Here is a 21,934-nt window from a genome sequence, read left to right on the forward strand (position 1 = left end):
TTGTGTGATAGACAAAAATTTGGCAAGGTGATGGTTAGGACAGGAAGACTGTCTCAATTTTGCTTGCGGTTCCGGCATAGGGATTGCAACGAAAGTCGGTGCTTTCGAGCACCATAAGGCAGCAGGAAAAGCCGTTCTCGGGGACGAAGAACGCCTTGGCCTGAATTTAAGAAAATGCGGCTCGCCAGCGGACGAGCGGTGACCCAGAGGCGGGTGCCGCGGAACGCCCAAGGTGCGCCGAAGATGGCGGTGAGACAGCTTGCCGCACGGAGAGGATTGGAACAATGAACGGGTCGCAATTCGAGCGCGGAAACATCGTGGCAGAAGAGCTGTCGGCGACGGTCGCCTCGAAAACGACCGATCCGATTCAGGAGCACAATTCACGGCCCGAAGCCGAGGGTCTCTACGATCCGAGCCTGGAGAAGGATTCCTGCGGCGTCGGCTTCATCGCCAACATCAAGGGCCAGAAGTCGCACGCGATCGTCTCGGACGCGCTCAGCATCCTCTGCAACCTCGAGCATCGCGGCGCTGTCGGCGCCGATCCGCGCGCCGGTGACGGCGCCGGCATCCTGGTGCAGATCCCGCACGCCTTCTTCAGCCGCAAGGCCAAGGAGAACAAGTTCGAGCTGCCGGCGCCGGGCGAATATGCCATCGGCGCGCTGTTCATGCCGCGCGACACCGCCTGGCGCAACGTCATCAAGAGCATCATCGCCGACCAGATCAAGGAAGAGGGCCTGACCCTGCTCGGCTGGCGCGATGTGCCGACCGACAATTCCTCGCTCGGCGTCACCGTGAAGCCGACCGAGCCCGCCTGCATGCAGGTGTTCATCGGACGCAACGGCACCGCCAAGACCGAGGATGAGTTCGAGCGCCGGCTCTACATCCTGCGCAAGTCGATTTCGCAGGCGATCTACCAGCGCCGCGACCGCGGCCTGGCCGGCTATTACCCCTGCTCGATGTCCTGCCGTACCGTGATCTACAAGGGCATGTTCCTCGCCGACCAGCTCGGCAAGTACTATCCCGATCTGCACGAGCAGGATTTCGAGAGCGCGCTCGCGCTCGTGCACCAGCGCTTCTCGACCAACACCTTCCCGGCGTGGTCGCTGGCGCATCCCTACCGCATGATCGCGCATAACGGCGAGATCAACACGCTGCGCGGCAACACCAACTGGATGGCGGCGCGCCAGGCTTCCGTGAGCTCGGAGCTTTACGGCAAGGACATCAGCCGGCTCTGGCCGATCTCGTACGAAGGCCAGTCGGACACCGCCTGCTTCGACAACGCGCTCGAATTCCTGGTGCAGGGCGGCTACTCGCTGCCGCACGCCGTCATGATGATGATCCCGGAGGCGTGGGCCGGCAATCCCCTGATGGATGAGAAGCGCCGCGCCTTCTACGAATATCATGCCGCCCTGATGGAGCCCTGGGACGGCCCCGCCGCGATCGCATTCACCGATGGCCGCCAGATCGGCGCCACGCTGGACCGCAACGGGTTGCGGCCGGCGCGTTATCTGGTGACCAGGGACGATCGCATCGTGATGGCGTCCGAAATGGGCGTACTGACGATCCCCGAGGAGCAGATCATCACCAAGTGGCGCTTGCAGCCCGGCAAGATGCTGCTGGTCGACCTCGAACAGGGCCGCCTGATCCCTGACGACGAGATCAAGGCCGATCTCGCCAGGAGCCATCCCTACAAGGAGTGGCTGGAGCGAACCCAGATCGTGCTGGAAGATCTGCCGCAGGTTCCGACCACGGGCGTGCGCTCGAACCTGTCGCTGCTCGATCGCCAGCAGGCGTTCGGCTACAGCCAGGAAGACATCGCGATCCTGATGACGCCGATGGCGGCCACCGGTGAAGAGGCTGCCGGCTCGATGGGCAACGACACGCCGATCTCGGCGCTGTCGGCCAAGGCCAAGCCGCTGTTCACCTACTTCAAGCAGAACTTCGCGCAGGTCACCAACCCGCCGATCGACCCGATCCGCGAGGAGCTGGTGATGAGCCTGGTCTCCATCATCGGACCGCGGCCGAACCTGTTCGACCTGAAGGGCCTTGCCACCACCAAGCGCCTTGAAGCGCGCCAGCCGATCCTGACCGATGCGGACCTCGAAAAGATTCGCTCGATCTCCGACGTGGCTGACTCCCACTTCAAGTCGCGCACGCTCGACACCACCTTCCACGCCGGTCTCGGGGCGGCCGGCATGGACCAGGTGCTGGACGAGCTCTGCGCGCGTGCGGAAAGCGCGGTGCGCGAGGGCGTCAACATCATCATCCTGTCCGACCGCATGGTGGGCACCGACCGGGTTGCGATCCCGTCGCTGCTGGCCTGCGCCTCCGTGCATCATCACCTGATCCGCACGGGCCTGCGCACCTCGGTCGGTCTCGTCGTCGAATCCGGCGAGCCGCGCGAAGTTCATCATTTCGCCTGCCTGGCCGGCTACGGCGCCGAAGCGATCAATCCGTACCTCGCGTTCGAAACCATCATCGCGATGAAGGACCGCCTGCCCGGCTCGCTCGACGATTACGAGATCGTCAAGCGCTACATCAAGTCGATCGGCAAGGGTCTCCTGAAGGTGATGTCCAAGATGGGCATCTCGACCTACCAGTCGTATTGCGGCGCGCAGATCTTCGACGCGGTCGGCCTCAAGGCTGATTTCGTCGCGAAGTTCTTCGCCGGCACGCATACCCGCGTCGAGGGCGTGGGCCTTGCCGAGATCGCGGAAGAAGCCGTGCGCCGGCATGCCGACGCGTTCGGCGAGGCGCTGGTCTACAAGACCGCGCTCGACGTCGGCGGCGAATATGCCTATCGCAGCCGCGGCGAGGACCATGCCTGGACTGCGGAATCAGTCGGCCTGCTGCAGCACGCCGCGCGCGGCAACTCGCTGGAGCGCTACCGCGCCTTCGCCAAGATCCTCAACGAGCAGTCGGAGCGTCTCTTGACGCTGCGCGGCCTGTTCCGGATCAAGAGCGCGGATGAAGAGAAGCGCAAGCCCATCCCGCTCGAGCAGGTCGAGCCGGCCAAGGACATCGTCAAGCGTTTCGCCACGGGCGCGATGAGCTTCGGCTCGATTTCACGCGAGGCACATACGACGCTCGCGATCGCCATGAACCGGATCGGCGGCAAGTCGAACACCGGCGAAGGCGGCGAGGAAGCCGACCGCTTCAAGCCGATGCCGAACGGCGACAGCATGCGCTCGGCAATCAAGCAGGTCGCCTCGGGCCGCTTCGGCGTCACCACGGAGTATCTCGTCAACTCCGACATGATGCAGATCAAGATGGCGCAAGGCGCCAAGCCCGGCGAAGGCGGCCAGCTGCCCGGCCACAAGGTCGACGCGACCATCGCCAAGGTCCGGCACTCGACGCCGGGCGTCGGCCTGATCTCGCCGCCGCCGCACCACGACATCTACTCGATCGAGGATCTCGCGCAGCTGATCTACGACCTCAAGAACGTCAACCCGGCGGGCGACGTCTCGGTCAAGCTCGTCTCCGAGATCGGCGTCGGCACCGTGGCTGCGGGCGTCGCCAAGGCGCGCGCCGATCATGTCACCATCGCGGGCTTCGAGGGCGGCACCGGCGCGTCGCCGCTGACCTCGATCAAGCACGCAGGCTCGCCGTGGGAGATCGGCCTTGCCGAAACCCACCAGACGCTGGTGCGCGAGCGGCTGCGCAGCCGCATCGTGGTCCAGGTCGACGGCGGCTTCCGCACCGGCCGCGACGTCGTGATCGGTGCGTTGCTGGGCGCCGACGAGTTCGGCTTCGCCACCGCGCCCTTGATTGCGGCCGGCTGCATCATGATGCGCAAGTGCCATCTCAACACCTGCCCGGTCGGCGTCGCGACCCAGGACCCCGTCCTGCGCAAGCGCTTCACCGGCCAGCCCGAGCACGTGATCAACTACTTCTTCTTCGTCGCCGAGGAAGTCCGCGAGATCATGGCCTCGCTCGGCTTCCGCACCTTCAACGAGATGGTCGGCCAGGTTCAGCTGCTCGACCAGACCAAGCTTGTGGCGCACTGGAAGGCCAAGGGCCTCGATTTCTCGAAGCTGTTCGTCAAGCAGAAGGAAGAGAAGGGCCAGAAGATCTATCACTCCGAGCGCCAGAACCATCATCTGGAGGCGGTGCTCGACCGCACGCTGATCGAGAAGGCGCAGCCTTCGCTCGACCGCGGTGCGCCGGTGAAGATCGAGGCCAGGATCAACAGCACCAACCGCTCCGCGGGCGCGATGCTGTCGGGCGCGGTCGCCAAGATCTACGGCCATGCCGGCCTGCCGCAAGACACCATCCATGTCAGCCTCAAGGGCACGGCCGGCCAGGCCTTCGGCGCCTGGCTCGCCAACGGCGTCACCTTCGAGCTCGAGGGCGAAGCCAACGACTATGTCGGCAAGGGCCTCTCGGGCGGCAAGATCATCGTCAAGCCGCCGGCCAACAGCGGCATCGTGCCGGAAGAAAGCATCATCGTCGGCAACACCGTGATGTACGGCGCCATTCAGGGCGAGTGCTACTTCCGCGGCGTCGCCGGCGAACGCTTTGCCGTGCGCAACTCGGGCGCGGTCGCGGTGGTCGAAGGCGCGGGCGATCATTGCTGCGAATACATGACCGGCGGCATCGTGGTCGTGCTCGGCAAGACCGGGCGCAATTTCGCGGCCGGCATGTCGGGCGGCATTGCCTATGTGCTGGACGAGACCGGCGACTTCAACAAGCTGTGCAACATGGCGATGGTCGAGCTCGAGCCGGTGCTGTCGGAAGAGATGATCAACGCCGACACCTATCATCACTCCGGTGACCTCGAGGCGCATGGCCGGGTCGACGTGTTCAAGGATCTGCTCGACTCCGACGTCGAGCGTCTGCACGTCCTGATCTCGCGCCACGCGAAAGCGACCGGCTCCAAGCGCGCCGCCGACATCCTTGCCAATTGGAAGGAATGGCTGCCCAAATTCCGCAAGGTGATGCCGGTCGAGTACCGGCGCGCACTGCGCGAGATGGCCGCCAATGCGGACGCCGAGCCAAAAATTGCGATCGGGGCGTAAGGCACAAGGCATCACACCCCGTCATTGCGAGCGCAGCGAAGCAATCCAGAATTTCTTCTTGGGCACGTTGGATTGCTTCGTCGCTTGCTCCTCGCAATGACGGTTGAGGAAATAACAGACGAATTAGCCGGCAGGGACTTCGGGTTTAATGGGCAAGATCACGGGTTTTCTCGAAATCGAACGGCATGACCGCAGGTACACCCCGGTCGCCGAGCGCGTGAAGCACTACAACGAGTTCGTCGTTCCCTTGACCGAGAAGGAAACGCGCGACCAGGCCGCGCGCTGCATGAACTGCGGCATTCCCTACTGCCACGGCACCGGCTCGGTCGCGCCGGGCACGCCCGGCTGCCCGGTCAACAACCAGATCCCCGACTGGAACGACCTCGTCTATCAGGGCAATTGGGAAGAGGCTTCGCGCAATCTGCACTCGACCAACAATTTCCCCGAATTCACCGGCCGCATCTGCCCGGCGCCGTGCGAAGCGTCCTGCACGCTCAACATCGACGACAACCCCGTCACCATCAAGACCATCGAATGCGCGATCGTCGACCGCGCCTGGGACAATGGCTGGCTGAAGCCTGAAGTCGCAGCCGTGAAGACGGGCAAGAAAGTCGCGGTGATCGGCTCGGGTCCGGCCGGCATGGCCTGCGCGCAGCAGCTCGCGCGCGCCGGCCACGAGGTGCATCTGTTCGAGAAGTACGCCAAGGCCGGCGGACTGCTGCGCTACGGCATCCCCGACTTCAAGATGGAGAAGGGTGTCATCGACCGCCGCGTCAAGCAGATGGAGGGCGAAGGCGTCACCTTCCACTACAACAGCCATGTCGGCGTCGACGGCAATGTCGACCCGCGCGAGATGCTCAACCAGTACGACGCGATCGCGCTGACCGGCGGCGCGGAAGCCCCGCGCGACCTGCCGATCCCCGGCCGCGAGTTCGACGGCATCCACTACGCCATGGACTTCCTGCCGCAGCAGAACCGCCGTGTCTCCAGCGAGCCGCTGAACGGCGTCAAGGAGATCCTGGCCGGCGGCAAGCATGTCGTCGTCATCGGCGGCGGCGACACCGGATCGGACTGCATCGGCACCTCGCTGCGCCAGGGCGCGCTGTCCGTGACCCAACTCGAGATCATGCCCGCACCGCCCGAGCGCGAGAACAAGGGCCTGACCTGGCCGAACTGGCCGCTGAAGATGCGCACGTCCTCGAGCCAGGCCGAAGGCGCGGTCCGCGAATTCGCCGTGCTGACGCAGAAGTTCTCGGGCGAGAACGGCAAGGTCAGGAAGCTGCACTGCGTGCGCGTCGACGACAAGTTCAAGCCGATCGAAGGCACCGAGTTCGAGCTCGATGCCGAGCTGGTCCTCCTTGCGATGGGCTTTGTGCACCCGGTGCACGAGGGCCTCTTGAAGCAGCTCGCCGTCGATCTCGACCCGCGCGGCAACGTCAAGGCCAACACGCTGGACTACCAGACCTCACGCCCGAACGTGTTCTCCGCCGGCGACATGCGCCGCGGCCAGTCGCTGGTGGTCTGGGCGATCCGCGAGGGGCGGCTGTGTGCCCGCTCGATCGACACGTTCCTGATGGGGAAGACGGATCTGCCGCGCTGAGTGTTTGCTCGGCCGCCAAATCGCAAACGGTGTCATCGCCCGGCTTGACCGGGCGATCCAGTATTCCAGAGACGTCAGACGAATACGGATAAGCCGCGGCGTTCACCAGAAGGTCTCGGCCTTCGGGATTAAGCCAAAGCTCGAATTCACCGGCCGAATTGATGTCTAAAGTAATTCGAGCTGCCATAATGGCTTCTCCTCAATTCTGCAGCCTCACCCCCAGCATCACCACCGTCCCCTGCGAACTCGCGCCCGCGACGTTCGAAGCCAGGATGTCGTGGCGCAGCGTGCCCTTGATCCAGATGTTGCGGTTGAGCTTGTAGATCAGGTTGCCTTCGAGCGAGTAGGTCTTGTCGTTGCGACTTTGGCCCTGATAGTCGTAGGTGCCGTAGGTGAACTTGCCGATCGCGGTGAGCCAGCGGCGGAAGTCGTGGTCGACTTCGGCGGCATAGGTGTGCACCAGCACGCCGGAGGAGCCGGGGATGGTGGTTTCCGCGATCTGCGTGTCGGTGTTGAATTTCACCGTCGTCAGGCCGCTGGCGTTCCAGATCAGCGAGCCCGAGGTGAGGAAGCCCGAGAGCTGGCTCAGCCGCGGGTCGACATAGGTGCGCGCGGAATAGCCGACCGAGACTTCGCCGGTGAGGATGCGCGAGAACTCGAAGGACGAGCCGACCTTGGCATAGCCGCCGGATGAATCGCGCAAATAGCCGTTGCGGTCGGCGGCCTGGTCGTGAATGCGGTTGTCGCCCTCGATCTCGACGAACGGCTTGAGGCCAGGCTTCAGCTCGTAGGAGAAACGCCCGACGCCGCCATACTGGTTGAAGTCGCGGTCATCATTGCTGAAGGTCGAACCGTCGGTGAGTTTTGAATCCGTGTAGGCGGTGCGATCGACGGTCGCGCCGGCCGCGACCTGGAAGCGGTTGAAGGTCTGGTCGAAGCCGAAGGTTCCGCCATAGGTGGCGTAGACAGGATATTTCTGCAAACCGGCCTGCACGTTCGGGCTGCCGGGATTGTCGGTGGCGAGCCGCAGGCGCAGCTGCGACGTCAGCTTGAGATCGCGGTCGACGTCGAAACGGCCGTCGACATGGCCGGTGAAGTCAGGACGGTCGATCTCGACCGGCGACGGCGAGGGAAGTCCGTCGATCGTGGCCGGCATGTTGTTGGTGTAGCCGGAGAACGAACCGCGCAAATCCGCCACCAGCGCATGGCGCTCCCAGTCCGACATCACCAGCAGATCGGGCGCGACCACGTAGACGGGCGAACCGACAGGCTTTTGCAAGCGCGCAGGATTGCTGTCGTAGCCGGTGGAGAGCTCGAGCCCGCCCTTGATCAGGAAGCTGCCGGCGTAGTCGCCGACCGCGCCGAACGCATCGTCATCGACCTTGAGGCGACGGCGCAAGGGCTGGCCGGGGACGGTGCCGGCCATCGCGGGCGACAGCGGCGCCTTATGCGCGGTCTCCGACGGCGGCGGCGCGATGCGCGGTGGGCCAAGGCTCGTGTCGGGCGTCGCAGGCGGCACCGGCGAGCCCGGGCCTGCGGGCTTCCTGGGCTTCGGCTGGCCCGGATAGAGCTTTGGCTGCTGGCGCTTGCGGTTGAGCGAGTCGTAGCCGGAGCTGCTCGCGCCGTTGGCCGCGGGCAGGCCATAGGCCGGGACCTGGGCGATTCGCGATGGCGCCCCCGTCTCGCTTCGCTTGCGCGGATCATCATTGGGATCCGGCGGCTGCGGGATCGCATCGGAGGGTGCCTGCGGGACGCCCGCCGTGCGCCGCGTCGGCAGCGTGTCAGGCGAGACGAAGCCACCGCGGGTGGGATTGAACAGGTCTGGCGTGACGCTCTGGGCGGCCGCGGGCGCGCTTTCCAGCGCGGTCAGCAGCAGGCATGGCAAAGCGGCGCGAAGGAGTTGCGCGCGCTTGCTCCGGCCCCTGCCTGGAGGCGACCCCACGATGGAATAACTCCAACGAAATCAGATACTTGACTGATGACCTCGCGCGGACACGCGGGGAACCATCCTTAATGGAGTTAAAACAATTATGGTTAATGACCCGTTGAGGTCCTGGCGCCCGCGTCGCCTCGAAGGTCCGGGCATGCTAAGGGAGGCGCCAACGGGCCGACGCCCCTCCTCCCTGGACCAGCACATGCCGAGTTCGAAACCGCTGATGACCCACTCATCTGGCCCCACTCCTGACAGCGTCGAATCCGCGCTCCGCACGCTGGAGACAGAGAGCGGCGGCATCAACGCGCTCGCGGCCGCGCTGCGCGGGCCGCTGGGCGAGCCTTTTGCCAGAGCGGTCGATCTGATCCGCAACGCCAAGGGCCGCGTCATCGTCACCGGCCTCGGCAAATCGGGCCACATGGCGCGCAAGACCGCGGCGACCCTCGCCTCGACGGGCACGCCGGCCTTCTTCGTTCACACCGCTGAAGCCGCCCATGGCGACCTCGGCATGATCACGACTGACGACGTCATCATGGCGCTGTCCTGGTCCGGCGAGCAGCCGGAGATGAAGACGCTGGTGAACTATTCGGCGCGGTTTGCGATCCCGATGATCGCGGTGACCTCGAACGCGGCGTCTTCGCTCGGCCAGGCCGCCGACATCGTCATCGAGCTGCCGAAGGCGCGCGAGGCCTGCCCGCACAATCTGGCGCCGACCACCTCGACCATGATGCAGGCCGCCATCGGCGATGCCATTGCGATTGCGCTGCTCGAAGGCCGCGGCTTCACGGCGCTGGAGTTCGCGCATTTCCATCCCGGCGGCAAGCTCGGCGCGATGCTGAAATTCGTCCGCGACTACATGCGCACCGGCGCGGAGATTCCAGTCAAGCCCCTGGGCACCAAGATGTCGGACGCGGTGGTGGAGATGTCGGCCAAGGGGCTCGGCTGCGTCTGCATCGTCGACGCCGCGAACGAGGCCGTGGGCATCATCACCGACGGCGATCTGCGCCGCCACATGCGGCCCGATCTGTTGACGGCGTCGGTCGATGACATCATGACCAGGCGGCCGAAGACCGTGCCGCCCTCGATGCTCGCGACCGAGATGATCGAGGTGCTGAACACCCGCAAGATCACGACGCTGGTGGTGACCGAGGCAGACAAGGTGGTCGGCATCGTGCATCTGCACGATCTGCTGCGGGCGGGCGTGGCGTAGGTCTCTCCCCGCCATTGGTTCGTCGCTTCAGCGCAAAATTGCTTCGCAATTTTATCGCGAGCTCCTCGCAATGACTGCGGTTGGAATGTCTACCCCGGAAACCGCGCCGCGTTCTCCTCCAGCGGCAGCTTCAGCCCGTTCGCCAGATACGACACCGTGCGGTAGAAGCCGCACAGCAGCATGATCTCGAGGATTTGCGCCTCGTCGTAATGCGCCGACAGCGCAGCAAACTCCGCGTCGGTGAAGGTCGCGCAGGTGTGCAGCGCGTCCACCGCCGCGATCAGGGCCTGCTCATCCGGCGACCAGCAGGATGAAGTCGCATCGCCCTTCACGGTCGCGAGCACCTCATCCTCGGTGAGCTTGGCCGGGCCGGCGAACGCCGCGACATGGACGCCCCATTCATATTCGCATGCGTTGAGCGCGCAGGTGCGGTCGATGACGATCTCGCGCTGGCGGAGCGACAGCGGTCCGGGATCGAGCAAGCCGCCGGCGCGAAACTTGTTCCAGGCGCGCGTATGGCCCGCCATGACCCGGAACAGCAGCAGCGGCGGCGCGCCGCGCATGATGCGGTCGAACTGCGCTTCGATCTCCGGGGGATAAGGCTGATCGAGCGGGGCGATTCGGGGCATCATGGATGACATGGGCGCCTTTCTTGCTACAATTAATGTAGCGCAACGCTACATTATCCGTAGCGGGATGCAAGAGGGGCGCGATGGCGAAACGGGGAAGCTCACGGAAAGTCCGCGGCTCGCGCACCGGGCGGCCGATCATGGCGCTGCTTGACCTGCTCGGCCGCCGCTGGAGCCTGCGGATCCTGTGGGAGCTGCGCGACGAGCCCCTCACCTCGCGTGCCTTGCGCACGGCCTGCGACGAGGCTTCGCCGACGGTGCTGCAAGCGCGGCTGACGGAGTTGCGCGAGGCCGGGTTTGTGGAACTGGGCGACGGTGGCGGTTATGGGCTGACGCCGCTCGGGCGGGACTTGTGCGAGACATTCATGCCGCTGCACCGCTTTGCGGAGAGGTGGAAGAGGTAGGGGCTGCTCTTACCCTCCCTTGGAGGTAGGAGCGGCTCACGCCGCAGCGACCGTCAAATTCGCACCATCCACCTGCACCACCTTCACCCGCGTCCCCGCCGGCGTATCCGGGCCGGCCACGCGCCATACCGTGTCGCCGATACGGACAGTGCCGTTGCCGTCGATGATCGGCTTCTCCAGCGTGAACTCGCGCCCCAACAGTGCCTCGGTGCGCTTGTTGAGGAAGGGGCTGGCGCTGCCATCAGGCTTCGGCCGGGCGAGCCGGCGCCACACCGGCACGGCGGCGGCGGCGAACACCGCGAACATCACGAGCTGGATCTGCCAGGAGATGACTGTAACGAACGAGATCAGGCCCACCAGCAACGCGGCAAGCCCGAGCCAGAACAGGAACACGCCCGGCGCGATCACTTCGAGCGCCATCAGGATGAAGCCGAAGATCAGCCAGTTCCAGTTGCCGAGCGATACGAACATGTCGGCCATGACACGACCTCTTTGTATTGGCGCATGACCTTAGCGGAAAATCATGCGCCGTTCCTTACCCTTGCCGCGGCGGGACCGAGGGCGGCGTCGAGCCGGTCGGGGGCACCGAGCTGGTGCGGCGCGCGGCGGCCGCCGCGGATGCAGCGCTTTCGCCGAAGGTTGCCTTGGCAATCTCGCCGATGCCGGCGAGCGAGCCGAGCATGCTGGTCGCCTCCATCGGCAGCATGATGATCTTCTGGTTCGGCGCCTCCGCGAACTGGCCGAACGCCTTGATATACTTGTCGGCGATAAAATAGTTCAGCGCGGCCACGTCGCCCTTGGCGATGGCTTCCGACACCGCCTGCGTCGCCTTGGCCTCGGCCTCAGCCAGACGCTCACGGGCCTCGGCGTCGCGGAAGGCAGCTTCGCGGCGGCCTTCGGCCTGGAGGATCTGCCCCTGCTTGGCGCCCTCGGCGCGCAGGATCTCGGACTGGCGCTGGCCTTCCGCGGCCAGAATGTCGGCGCGCTTCACGCGCTCGGCCTTCATCTGCCGGCCCATGGCTTCGACGAGGTCAGCCGGCGGCACGATGTCCTTGATCTCGATGCGGTTGACCTTGACGCCCCAGGGCGAGACCGCGGCGTCGACGACGCGCAGCAGGCGCTCGTTGATCTCGTCGCGATGCGACAGCACCTGGTCGAGATCCATCGATCCCATCACGGATCGGATGTTTGTCATGGTCAGCACCGTGATCGCTTGCGTCAGATTGGCGACCTCGTAGCTCGCCTTGGCGGCATCGAACACCTGGAAGAAGGCGACGCCGTCGACCGTCACGGTGGCGTTGTCCTTGGTGATGACCTCCTGCTCGGGGATGTCGATCACCTGCTCCATCATGTTGATCTTGCGACCCACGCGATCGAAATAGGGCACGATCAAGTTAAGGCCCGGACTCAGCGTCTGCGTGTATTTGCCGAACCGCTCGATGGTCCAGTCATAGCCCTGCGGGACCGTCTTCACGCCGGCAATCAGCGTGATGATGACGAGCAACACAAGAACAATCGCGAAAATGTCGAAGCCGCTCATATCTCCTCCAAGGCGGGAAAAAGGCCTCTCCCGCGCTGTCATTGGTCGGGATCAGGACCCTATCGGTTCAGCGGTCGCTTTTCACGTCGGCATTCTCGCCATTGCGCACAAGACGTGCTGAGAGGGGACGGTCACGATTATGTATTTACGAAGAGCCCTTGAAAGCGAGAAGGCGGAGACCTAGCGGCAAACGTTAACGATTTGCGACGCTACTCGATGACGTCGTTCGCGATGGCGAGCAGGCCTGGGGGAAGCGCGACGCCGATCGCCTTGGCCGTCTTGAGGTTGATTGCGAGCTCGAACTTGGTCGGGTTCTGGATCGGGAGGTCCGCAGGCTGCGCACCCTTCAGGATGCGATCGACATAGCCGGCGGCCCGCCGCAACTGCTCGGCACTGTCGGTGCTGTAGGACATCAGCCCGCCTTCATCGACAAAGGCCCGGATGCAGAACACGGCCGGCAGACGCGCCTGCTCAATCGCCGCCAGCAACTGCGCGCGGTTCGCCATGGCGAAGAAGTCCGGCAGCACCAGGAAACCGCCGTCCTTGCGCGACGCCAGCGCGGCGATAGAAGCGACATCATGCACGCGCGCCGGCTCGATCGTCACGTGCAGTGTTCGCCCGGCCTCCTCGAGCGTGCGCAGCATCAGCGGTGCGAACGGCGCGGTTGCCGGATTGTAGACGACGAAGACGCGGGACACCTTTGGCGTGACCTGCGTCAGCATCTCCAGCCATTTGCCGGCCAGCGGCCCGTCATAATCGGTGAAGCCGGTGATGTTGCCGCCGGGATGGGCCAGGTTCTGGACAAAGCCCTGGCCGACCGGATCGGTGACCACCGCAAACACGATCGGGATCGTCGCGGTGCGCCGGCGCAACTCTTCCACCGAGGGCGTGCCGAGCGCGAGCAGGATGTCGGGCTTGAGCGCGATCAGCTCGTCGGCAAGCTGCGCGAGGTGGGCCCGATCACCGGCGCCGCTGCGCCAGTCGATTTTGACATTGTCTCGATCCTTCCAGCCAAGGGAGGCAAGCGCCTCGGCGAGCCGCGGCCGGCCGATCACATCGTCAGCAGCAGTGACCGACAGCACCCCCAGGCGGCGCGGCGGAGCCGGCTGCTGCGCCCGTGCCGGGGGCGCCAGCGCGGCGGTCGTCCCAAGAAGCGCCAGACACTCGCGGCGGTTCATGGGCGCCTCAAATCCAGACATCTCAGATCCAGCCTTGCAACTCCCGCAGCACGAGCGTGCGGATCACGTCCATGCCGGGAGCACTGTCGTTGAGGCAGGGGATCGCGGAAAACTGCTCGCCGCCATTGTGCCGGAAGATCTCGGCGTTCTCCTGCGCGATCTCCTCCAGTGTCTCAAGACAATCGGCGGAAAAGCCCGGCGTCACCACCGCAATCCGGCGCACGCCTTCTTTCGCCAGCCGCTCCATCGTCTTGTCGGTGTAGGGCTGCAGCCATTCATCATTGCCGAAGCGCGACTGGAATGTGAGCAGCAGGTTTGTGTCGTCCATGCCGAGCCGGCGGCGCAGTGCGTGCGTCGTGGCGATGCAGTGGCTCTGATAGGGATCGCCCTTGTCGACATAGGATTTCGGCATGCCGTGAAAGGAGGCGACGATCAGCTCGGGCTTGAATGGCAGGGTCGCGAGATGGGCCTCGATCGAGGTTGCGAGCGCCTCGATGTAGGCCTCGTCCTCGTAATATGGCGGCGTCACGCGCAGTGTCGGCTGGTTGCGCAGGCGGGCCAGCACGCGGAACACCTCGTCGCAGACGGTCGCCGAAGTCGAGGCGGAATATTGCGGATAAAGCGGAACCGCGAGAATGCGTTCGCAGCCCTTCGCGATCAGCGCATCGATGCCCGCCTCGATCGAGGGATTGCCGTAGCGCATCGCCCAGTCCACCACGACATGCGGGCTAGCAGATAATGCGGCGGCGAGCTTGTCGGCTTGCGACCGCGTGATGGTCTTCAGCGGCGACTCATTGCGCTCGTTGTTCCATATCTTCCGGTAATCGAGCGCCTTGGTGCGCGGGCGGCTGCGCAGGATGATGGCGTTGAGCACCAATTGCCAGATCAGGCCCTGGTCCTCGATGACGCGGGGGTCCGACAGGAATTCCTTGAGGTAGACCCGCACACCAGGCGCATCGGCGGTGTCGGGCGTCCCGAGATTGACCAGCAGCACGCCCACGCGCGATGGGGCCGACTGTGTTGCCGGTTTCGCTGAAACGATGGGGGCGGCGATGGTCGTCATGACCTTTGGGTCGCGCGTTGGTCCGAACTTGTCAAGATGAGCCGGGTTTGGCTAGGGTCGCTTCCAGGCGGGGGAGGAACGATGACGCTCGCGGAATGGTGCGTGCTCGGAGCGCTGCTGCTCTATCTCTTGACGATCGTCTCGATCAAATGGATCAGGTTTCGCGGCTTCGACAATTCCCGGCCGCGCGATCCCGCCTTCTATCAGGACGCCATCGCGCAGCGCGCGCTCGGCGCGCACCAGAACGGGATCGAGACCTTTCCGTTCTTCGCCTTCGCCATCCTGCTCGCCGAATACAGGGACTCGCCGCAGCGCCTGGTCGACGAGCTCGCGGTGCTGTTCCTGATCGTGCGGGTCGCCTACGTCCTGACCTATCTCGGCAACCGGCCGGCGCTGCGCTCCATCCTGTGGAGCATCGGCTTTGCGATCAATCTCGCGATCTTCTTCATGCCGATGTTGAAGCGGCTGCTGCCGGTGTGAGCTCTTACCCTCCCCTGGAGGGCGAGGGTAAGAGGACCTCAAAAGCACGTCGTCCGCTCGGCCGCGATGTAGCCGAACAACAGCCCCGCGCCGAACAGCAGCACGAGAGCCGCCGCGCCGAGTTCGACACCGCGCATCAAAAGCGCGCCGCCGCCGTCACGCCCCGCGCTCAGGCGGCCGGCGACGTCCTTGGCCGAGACGGCCATCACCGCGATGACCGCCACAGTGATCGCGGTGCCCAAGCCCATCAGGAAGGTCGCGGCAATGCCGGCCCAGAACAGGCCCTGGGCGAGCGCGAACACCAGCACCAGGATCGCACCCGAGCAGGGACGGATCCCGACGGTCAGGATCGCGGCAAAGCCGCGCCGCCAGCCACCGGGGCCCGCGAGCTCGCTCGGAGTCGGGCCATGAGAATGGCCGCAATGCTCGTCGTGAACGTGGTCATGCCCGTGGTGATGATGGGCGTGCGCGGGATCATGACCATGATCGTGGTGATGATGGTCGTGGTGATCATGATGGTCATGCGGCACGCCCGCCAAGGCGGGCACCGGCTGCGCCACCTGCAGTGCGCGGAGGAAGGTGCGGCCCTTGACCCAGACCAGCCGCAGGCCGAACAGCGCGATCAGGGCATAGCTTGCGATTTCGATCGCGCCCTCCGCCTTGCACATGGTCTTGGCGGTGGCGTTCAGGATCCAGGCCGAGATGCCGACGATCGAGATCGCCGCAAGCGACTGCATCAGCGCGGAGGCAAACGACAGCGCGATGCCGCGCCGCGCGGTCTCGCGGTTGGCAACGAGATAGGAGGCGATCACCGCCTTGCCGTGGCCGGGGCCGGCGGCATGGAAGATGCCGTAGGCGAAGGAGATGAAGAGCAGCGTCCACACCGCCGAGCCGTCGGACTTGGCCGCCCGGATGGTCGACGACATCTGGCGATAGAATTCCGACTGCTTTGCCAGCAGCCAGCCGATGAGACCACCGGCTTCGGGCTGCGGCGCCTGCTTCGGCGCGCCGAACGGATTTTGCGCAAGGACATCGTGGAGCGCGGCGTCGGCCATGCCGGCGACGAGGAGAATAGCGGCGCAGGCAAGGAGCCCACGCCCGAACGGCGAGAGATGCGGCTTCAAGGGCAATCCACCGTGATCTTGTTGGCGAACATCATGCCGAAATTGGCATTCGGCCCATCCAGAAAGGTCTGCTCGTTGAGCTTCTGCGCGGTCGCGGAACCGTCACTGGGACGATCGAGCTTCATCTGGCAGCCGGCGGGTGCGCCGACCAGCTTGACCGGATTGTCCCTGGCCATCTGAAAGTCGATGAAGAAGGAGCGGTCGAACACTTCGAGCACCAGCTGCCTGGACTTCACCGGGTTCTTGAGCGGCAGCGTGAAATGCAGGGTCAGCACCGTGTCCTTGTAGTCGAGGTAATAGTCGACCGGATCGTTGAAGCGCTCCTTCTTGCCATCCGCTTTCGCGAAGGTGAAGTAGGCATATTCCTTCAGCGACTCGACATTGGTCTGCGCCAGCGGCCCGAGCTCCTCGCGGGTATAGGCCCCCTTGGTCTTGCTCTCGAGCCCCTGCACTGCATAGGCGGAGAACATGTCGTCAAAGGTCCAGGCGTGGCGAACGCCGGTGATGCTGCCATCCTCGGCGTAGAGCAGCTCGCTCGTCGCTGTGATCCAGACATGCGGATGTGCGCTCGCCGAGCCTGCTGCAAGCGACAGGCCGACAGCGAGCAGCCATCCCAGCAAGACGCGCATGCCGATCAGGCCGCCTTTTCGTCGAGCAGCCCGCGGCGGCGGAGCAGCGCGTCGGGCTCGGGCGGGCGGCCGCGGAAAGCCTCGTAGGCGGCTTCCGGGTCGACCGATCCGCCGCTCGAATAGATGTCGTCATGCAGGCGTTTTGCCACCTCAGGATCGAAGATGTTGCCGGCTTCCTCGAAGGCGCCGAAGGCGTCGGCGTCCATCACCTCCGACCACATGTAGCTGTAATAGCCGGCCGCATAGTGATCGCCGGAGAAGATGTGGCCGAACTGGGTCGGCCGGTGCCGCATCGAGATTTCCTCGGGCATCCCGATCTTCTCGAGCTCACGTTTCTCGAAGGCGCGGACGTCCTGCGCGGCAGAGGCCGGCTGGGAATGGAACTCGAGATCGAGCAGCGCCGAGGAGACGAACTCGACAGTGGCAAAGCCCTGGTTGAATTTTCGCGCGGCAAGGAACCGTTGCAGCAGATCGTCAGGCAGCGGCTCGCCGGTCTGGTAGTGGCGGGCGAATTGCTGCAGCACCTCGGGCCGCTCCTGCCAGTGCTCGTAGAGCTGGGAGGGCAGCTCGACGAAGTCGGTGAAGACAGAGGTGCCCGACAGCGACGGATAGGTCACGTTGGACAGCATGCCGTGCAGGCCGTGGCCGAATTCATGGAACAGGGTGCGGGCATCGTCGGGCGACAGCAGCGAAGGCTCGCTGCCCGTGCCCTTGGCAAAGTTGCAGACATTGATGATGAGCGGGGCGATCTCGCCGTCGAGCTTCTGCTGGTCGCGCAGCGATGTCATCCAGGCGCCGGAGCGTTTGGACGGCCGGGCGTAATAGTCGCCGTAGAACAGCGCCTTGTGCTTGCCGTCAGGACCCTTCACCTCCCAGACCCGTACATCAGGGTGCCAGACCGACACATCCTTGCGCTCGGCGAAGGTGATGCCGAACAGGCGGCTGGCGCAGTCGAAGGCAGCGGCGATCATCTGATCGAGCGTCAGATACGGCTTGATCGCGGCGTCGTCGAAGTTGGCGCGTTGGAGGCGAAGTTTTTCGGCGTAGTAACGCCAATCCCAGGGCGCGAGCTTGAAATTGCCGCCCTCCTCCGTGATCAGCGCCTGCATCTCGTCGCGGTCGGCGAGCGCACGGGCCCGGGCCGGCTTCCAGACCCGCTCCAGGAGGCCACGAACCGCATCCGGCGTCTTCGCCATGGAGTCCTCGAGCCGGTAGGCGGCGAAGGTCGGATAGCCCAGCAGCTGGGCGCTCTCCTCGCGCAGCTTCAGGATCTCGCCGATGGCCGTGTTGTTGTCGTTGGCATTGCCGTTGTCCCCGCGCGCGATGAAGGCCTTGTAGACCTTCTCGCGCAGATCGCGGCGGGCCGAGCTCTTCAGGAACGGCTCGGCGGAGGAGCGCGACAGCGTCACGATGGCCTTGCCTGCCATGCCGCGGTCTTCTGCCGCAGCCTTGGCGGCGGCGACAAAGCTCTCCGGCAGGCCCTGCCGGTCGGCCTCCCCAAGCTCCATGAACCAGTCCTGCTCGTCGCCGAGCAGGTGATGGCTGAAGCCGGTCGCGAGCTGGGCCAGCTGCTCGTTGATCTCGGCCATCCGCGTCTTGGCCTCGTCGGACAGGCCGGCGCCGGCGCGGTGGAAGCGGGTGTAGGTGCGCTCCAGAAGACGGAGCTGCTCCGGTGTCAGGCCAAGATCGGCGCGGTTTTCGTGCAGCTGGGCGATGCGGCCAAACAGCACGGCGTTCATCATGATGGGATTCCAGTGCCGCGCCATCCGCACGGAGACCTCCTTGTCGATGTCCAGGATGGCCGGATTGGAATGCGCCGAGACCAGGTCGTAGAACACCGCCGCAACCTTGTTGAGCAGCTTGCCGGAGCGCTCCAGCGCCGTGATGGTGTTGGCGAAGTCGGGCGTGGCCGGATCATTGGTGATCGCCGCGACCTCGGCGGCGTGATCGGCGAAGGCCTGCTCGAAGGCCGGCAGGAAGTGCTCCGGCGAGATCTCGTCGAAGGGCGGGGTCCCAAACGGCGTCACCCAGGCCTTGAGCAGCGGATTGGTCTCGGAGTCCGTAATTTGGTGGAGGTCTGACATCGCAAGTCCGATTTTTGAGGCAATTTGTTGGGCGCAGCTATAGCACGCGATGGGGCTTTTTTGGGCCATTTGGCCTTGCTCCCGCCGGCCTTTTCGGAGAGATTGCGGCCCTCGAAGCCACGGACCCCAACGCCCATGAACGCGCCCTCCTCGTCTTCCCGTCAGATCGTCTGGCCGAGCGTCATCACCGTCGTCAGCGCCGCGATCCTGATCGGCGCCGAGGTGTTCGGCGCGGCCTTTGCCGGCGGCTGGGCGCTCGCGGTTCTGCTCGGACTCGGCGACCAGGCCGCGCACATCCTTCAGGCCGTGCTGTTCGCACTCGGCGTGCTGGTCATGACCGCGTTCGTCCGCGCGGCTCAGCGCGTCGAGCCGTTCTTCAAGCGCGGCTGAGGCGTCTCGCGCGCGCGAGACATACGCAGACACAGAAAACTTAACGCGCGTTCATCTTCCGCTTCGCTCGCGCAACACTGCGCAAGCAGATGTTAGGCAATTCTGTTCTCAGCCTAAAAAAATTCTTGCGAAGCAGAGTCAAAACGCTTATGTGCGCTCTTGCCCAATTTCGCACGTGCCTGTGGTCGTGTGTCAGTCGGTAGGTATCCGGACAAGAGGCCGGACAGCCGCCAAGGGGTGAAGAAGCCGAGGGGCTCTTCGGAAGTGCGGAAGTCGCGAGACCGAAAGGTCAGACGACGAAGCAAACCCGGAGCGTCCAGCATCTCTCTCAAGGGATGCCTTGTCGAAGGTGACTTCACTCTTTGCAACCGTGACTGGCAGCCGGAGGCGAACCGGCGCACCCCGCTCTCAACGGGGGACGCGACTTAAAGCAACGACGGATCGGGCTTTTTTGGTCTCTACCGGCATTCCACCGCCGGCGCGGGCTACTGAAAAGGCTTGTCCTTCATTGCCAGGTGAGCGGGCGGGAAACTCTCCCAACCAATCCACGGCAGCACAGTCTGGTTTGAGTCTTTTGGCTTCAGCGCGCCTCCATCGCGCGATGTGGCCGGAGCGCTCTTATCCGACGTCACGTTGATACGGACCCCGTCGCTGGGGCCGCCGGAGAGTGCCATGACCGAACGTATCCAGGAATTCCTGCGCAACCGCCGCAAGGAAGGTCTCGACACCGAGCCGTGCCTCGTCGTCGACCTCGAGGTCGTGCGCGACAATTACCAGACCTTCGCCAAGGCGCTGCCCGACAGCCGCGTGTTCTACGCGGTCAAGGCGAACCCGGCACCGGAAGTGCTGTCGTTGCTCGCTTCCATGGGCTCCTGCTTCGACACCGCGACGGTCGCCGAGATCGAGATGGCGCTGGCCGCCGGTGCGACGCCCGACCGCATCTCCTTCGGCAACACGATCAAGAAGGAGCGCGACATCGCGCGCGCCTTCGCGCTCGGCATCCGGCTGTTCGCGGTCGACTGCACCGCCGAGGTCGAGAAGGTCGCCCGTGCCGCTCCCGGCGCGAAGGTGTTCTGCCGCATCCTCTATGATTGCGCCGGCGCCGAGTGGCCGCTGTCGCGCAAGTTCGGCTGCGACCCGGAAATGGCCGTCGAGGTGCTCGACGCCGCCAAGCGCCTGGGCCTGGAACCGTGCGGCATCTCGTTCCATGTCGGCTCGCAGCAGCGCAAGGTGAAGGCGTGGGATCGTGCGCTGGCGATGGCCTCGCAGGTGTTCCGCGACTGCGCCGAGCGCGGCATCAACCTGACCATGGTCAACATGGGCGGCGGTTTCCCGACCAAGTACCTGAAGGACGTGCCGCCGGTCGTGACCTACGGCCGCTCGATCTTCCGCGCGCTGCGCAAGCACTTCGGCAACCAGATTCCGGAGACCATCATCGAGCCGGGCCGCGGCATGGTGGGCAACGCCGGCATCATCGAATCCGAGGTCGTGCTCATCTCGAAGAAGAGCGACGAGGACGAGGTGCGCTGGGTGTACCTGGACATCGGCAAGTTCGGCGGTCTCGCCGAGACCATGGACGAGTCGATCCGCTACGCCATCCGCACCCCGCATGACGGCGCGGACATGACCCCGTGCGTGCTCGCAGGTCCGACCTGCGACAGCGCCGACGTGCTGTACGAGAAGACCCCGTATCCGCTCCCTGTTACGCTCGAGATCGGCGACAAGCTGCTGATCGAAGGCACCGGGGCCTATACGTCGACCTACTCGGCGGTGGCGTTCAACGGCATCCCGCCGCTGAAGACCTACCACATCTAAGCAGCCTCTCTTCTTCCGAGGCTATCAGGGAGCCGACTTGCCGGCTCCTCACCCGACATTGCCATTCTGACGACGCTTGAGACCGCACGCCTTCGTGCGGATTCAAGCGGGGACTGACGCGCCATGACTGCTTTTCGGAAGCCACAGATCGCCCTCACTTCGCATGCCGTTCCGTTCGTGATCCGCGCGGAACGTGCATCCGACGTCGCGATGCGTGAAGCGCTGCTCGATGTCTGTTTTGGCGAGAATCGCCATGACCGCACCTGCCAGCGCCTGCGCGACGGACGTGCGCCTGCTGCAGGCCTTGGCCTGTCGGCGATGCGCGAGGGGAAGCTCGTGGGAACCGTGCGGCTGTGGCACGTCAGCGCCGGCGGCAGGCCCGCTCTGGTCCTCGGACCACTGGCGGTGGACCCTGCCTGCCGCGAGCTCGGGATCGGCGCCGCGCTGATGTATCAAGCGCTGGCCGCCGCCCGGGCGCGCGGGCATCAAGCCGTGATCCTGCTCGGCGATGCGCCCTACTACGCCCGCTTCGGCTTCTCGGCCGAGAAGACCGGCGGACTGATGCTGCCTGGCCCGTTCGAGAGCGACCGCCTGCTGGCGATCGAATTCCAGATCGGTGCGCTCGATGGCGCCGCGGGGATGATCGTCCCGACCGGCGCGGCCCTGCCCAAACGGAGGGTAGTTCGCCCCCTCCAGGCGCACGCGGCGTAAGGGATCGCCATGATGGAGACGACCGAAGCCGTGCTCCGCGGCAACGCGCCGCCGCGCCTGCGCCGAGCAGGGGTTGCGTGAGCCCCGGAAACGCCCTTTAACCCCACGAAATTCCCCCTTCAGTCG

Annotated in this window: 17 protein-coding genes; 8 read left to right on the plus strand and 9 right to left on the minus strand. The window is 65.0% G+C overall.

The features are described 5' to 3' along the window. The first annotated feature begins 284 nt into the window (after positions 1 to 284). Both gltB and ACVW16_RS14045 read left to right on the plus strand, forming a co-directional pair. Entirely contained in the window at positions 285 to 5,018 is a 4,734-nt protein-coding gene (gene gltB, locus ACVW16_RS14040) for a glutamate synthase large subunit (protein ID WP_456738832.1), read from the plus strand. 148 nt (positions 5,019 to 5,166) lie between these two features. Further along, entirely contained in the window at positions 5,167 to 6,618 is a 1,452-nt protein-coding gene (locus ACVW16_RS14045; protein ID WP_456699784.1) for a glutamate synthase subunit beta, read from the plus strand. A 199-nt stretch (positions 6,619 to 6,817) separates the two neighbouring features. Here the strand turns inward: ACVW16_RS14045 and ACVW16_RS14050 are convergent, their stop codons facing one another. Beyond that, positions 6,818 to 8,560 carry an outer membrane beta-barrel protein gene (locus tag ACVW16_RS14050; RefSeq protein WP_456737183.1) on the minus strand — a complete coding sequence of 581 codons (1,743 nt, stop codon included), beginning with the start codon at positions 8,558 to 8,560 and terminating at the stop codon, positions 6,818 to 6,820. Positions 8,561 to 8,753: 193 nt separating this feature from the next. Here ACVW16_RS14050 and ACVW16_RS14055 point away from each other — a divergent pair, with 193 nt between their 5' ends. Continuing rightward, the gene (locus tag ACVW16_RS14055; RefSeq protein ID WP_456699788.1) at positions 8,754 to 9,761 is read left to right on the plus strand and encodes a KpsF/GutQ family sugar-phosphate isomerase; all 1,008 of its coding nucleotides are present in this window, start codon (positions 8,754 to 8,756) and stop codon (positions 9,759 to 9,761) included. Between the two features lie 89 nt (positions 9,762 to 9,850). Here the strand turns inward: ACVW16_RS14055 and ACVW16_RS14060 are convergent, their stop codons facing one another. Further along, positions 9,851 to 10,402 carry a carboxymuconolactone decarboxylase family protein gene (locus ACVW16_RS14060; RefSeq protein WP_456737182.1) on the minus strand — a complete coding sequence of 184 codons (552 nt, stop codon included), beginning with the start codon at positions 10,400 to 10,402 and terminating at the stop codon, positions 9,851 to 9,853. Positions 10,403 to 10,473: 71 nt separating this feature from the next. Here ACVW16_RS14060 and ACVW16_RS14065 point away from each other — a divergent pair, with 71 nt between their 5' ends. Next, on the plus strand, positions 10,474 to 10,794 hold the full coding sequence (locus ACVW16_RS14065; protein WP_456699790.1) for a winged helix-turn-helix transcriptional regulator: 321 nt from the start codon (positions 10,474 to 10,476) through the stop codon (positions 10,792 to 10,794). A 36-nt stretch (positions 10,795 to 10,830) separates the two neighbouring features. On the opposite strand, the gene ACVW16_RS14070 is transcribed toward ACVW16_RS14065, so the two are convergent. The 4 genes from ACVW16_RS14070 to hemH form a co-directional block, all read right to left on the minus strand. Beyond that, positions 10,831 to 11,274, minus strand: a complete 444-nt coding sequence (locus ACVW16_RS14070; protein ID WP_456699791.1) for an NfeD family protein — start codon at positions 11,272 to 11,274, stop codon at positions 10,831 to 10,833. Between the two features lie 55 nt (positions 11,275 to 11,329). Continuing rightward, positions 11,330 to 12,334, minus strand: coding sequence for an SPFH domain-containing protein (locus ACVW16_RS14075; RefSeq protein WP_456699792.1), 1,005 nt, complete (start codon positions 12,332 to 12,334; stop codon positions 11,330 to 11,332). Positions 12,335 to 12,543: 209 nt separating this feature from the next. Next, entirely contained in the window at positions 12,544 to 13,512 is a 969-nt protein-coding gene (locus tag ACVW16_RS14080) for an ABC transporter substrate-binding protein (protein WP_456737181.1), read from the minus strand. A gap of 22 nt (positions 13,513 to 13,534) precedes the next feature. Further along, a complete protein-coding gene (gene hemH / locus ACVW16_RS14085; RefSeq protein ID WP_456737180.1) occupies positions 13,535 to 14,575 on the minus strand; it encodes a ferrochelatase in 1,041 nt (346 codons plus the stop codon). Positions 14,576 to 14,656: 81 nt separating this feature from the next. Between hemH and ACVW16_RS14090 the strand changes: the two genes are divergently transcribed. Next, the gene (locus tag ACVW16_RS14090; RefSeq protein WP_456699795.1) at positions 14,657 to 15,055 is read left to right on the plus strand and encodes an MAPEG family protein; all 399 of its coding nucleotides are present in this window, start codon (positions 14,657 to 14,659) and stop codon (positions 15,053 to 15,055) included. A gap of 38 nt (positions 15,056 to 15,093) precedes the next feature. On the opposite strand, the gene ACVW16_RS14095 is transcribed toward ACVW16_RS14090, so the two are convergent. The 3 genes from ACVW16_RS14095 to ACVW16_RS14105 are packed head-to-tail and all read right to left on the minus strand — an operon-like array spanning position 15,094 to position 18,892. Continuing rightward, entirely contained in the window at positions 15,094 to 16,179 is a 1,086-nt protein-coding gene (locus tag ACVW16_RS14095; RefSeq protein WP_456737179.1) for a nickel/cobalt transporter, read from the minus strand. Then, a complete protein-coding gene (locus tag ACVW16_RS14100; RefSeq protein ID WP_456705091.1) occupies positions 16,176 to 16,814 on the minus strand; it encodes a DUF1007 family protein in 639 nt (212 codons plus the stop codon). The genes ACVW16_RS14095 and ACVW16_RS14100 overlap by 4 nt, the downstream gene beginning before the upstream one ends. Continuing rightward, a complete protein-coding gene (locus ACVW16_RS14105; RefSeq protein WP_456737178.1) occupies positions 16,814 to 18,892 on the minus strand; it encodes a M3 family metallopeptidase in 2,079 nt (692 codons plus the stop codon). Before ACVW16_RS14105 ends, ACVW16_RS14100 begins: the two co-directional genes overlap by 1 nt. A 135-nt stretch (positions 18,893 to 19,027) precedes the next feature. Between ACVW16_RS14105 and ACVW16_RS14110 the strand changes: the two genes are divergently transcribed. From ACVW16_RS14110 to ACVW16_RS14120, 3 genes are all read left to right on the plus strand, one after another. Then, positions 19,028 to 19,282 carry a hypothetical protein gene (locus ACVW16_RS14110; protein ID WP_092235256.1) on the plus strand — a complete coding sequence of 85 codons (255 nt, stop codon included), beginning with the start codon at positions 19,028 to 19,030 and terminating at the stop codon, positions 19,280 to 19,282. Between the two features lie 672 nt (positions 19,283 to 19,954). Then, entirely contained in the window at positions 19,955 to 21,097 is a 1,143-nt protein-coding gene (locus ACVW16_RS14115; RefSeq protein ID WP_092235252.1) for a type III PLP-dependent enzyme, read from the plus strand. A 123-nt stretch (positions 21,098 to 21,220) separates the two neighbouring features. Beyond that, positions 21,221 to 21,808: a GNAT family N-acetyltransferase gene (locus ACVW16_RS14120; RefSeq protein WP_456699798.1), complete on the plus strand. Its 588-nt coding sequence runs from the start codon at positions 21,221 to 21,223 to the stop codon at positions 21,806 to 21,808. Positions 21,809 to 21,934 lie beyond the last annotated feature (126 nt).

The sequence above is a fragment of the Bradyrhizobium sp. USDA 4474 genome (assembly GCF_054057515.1).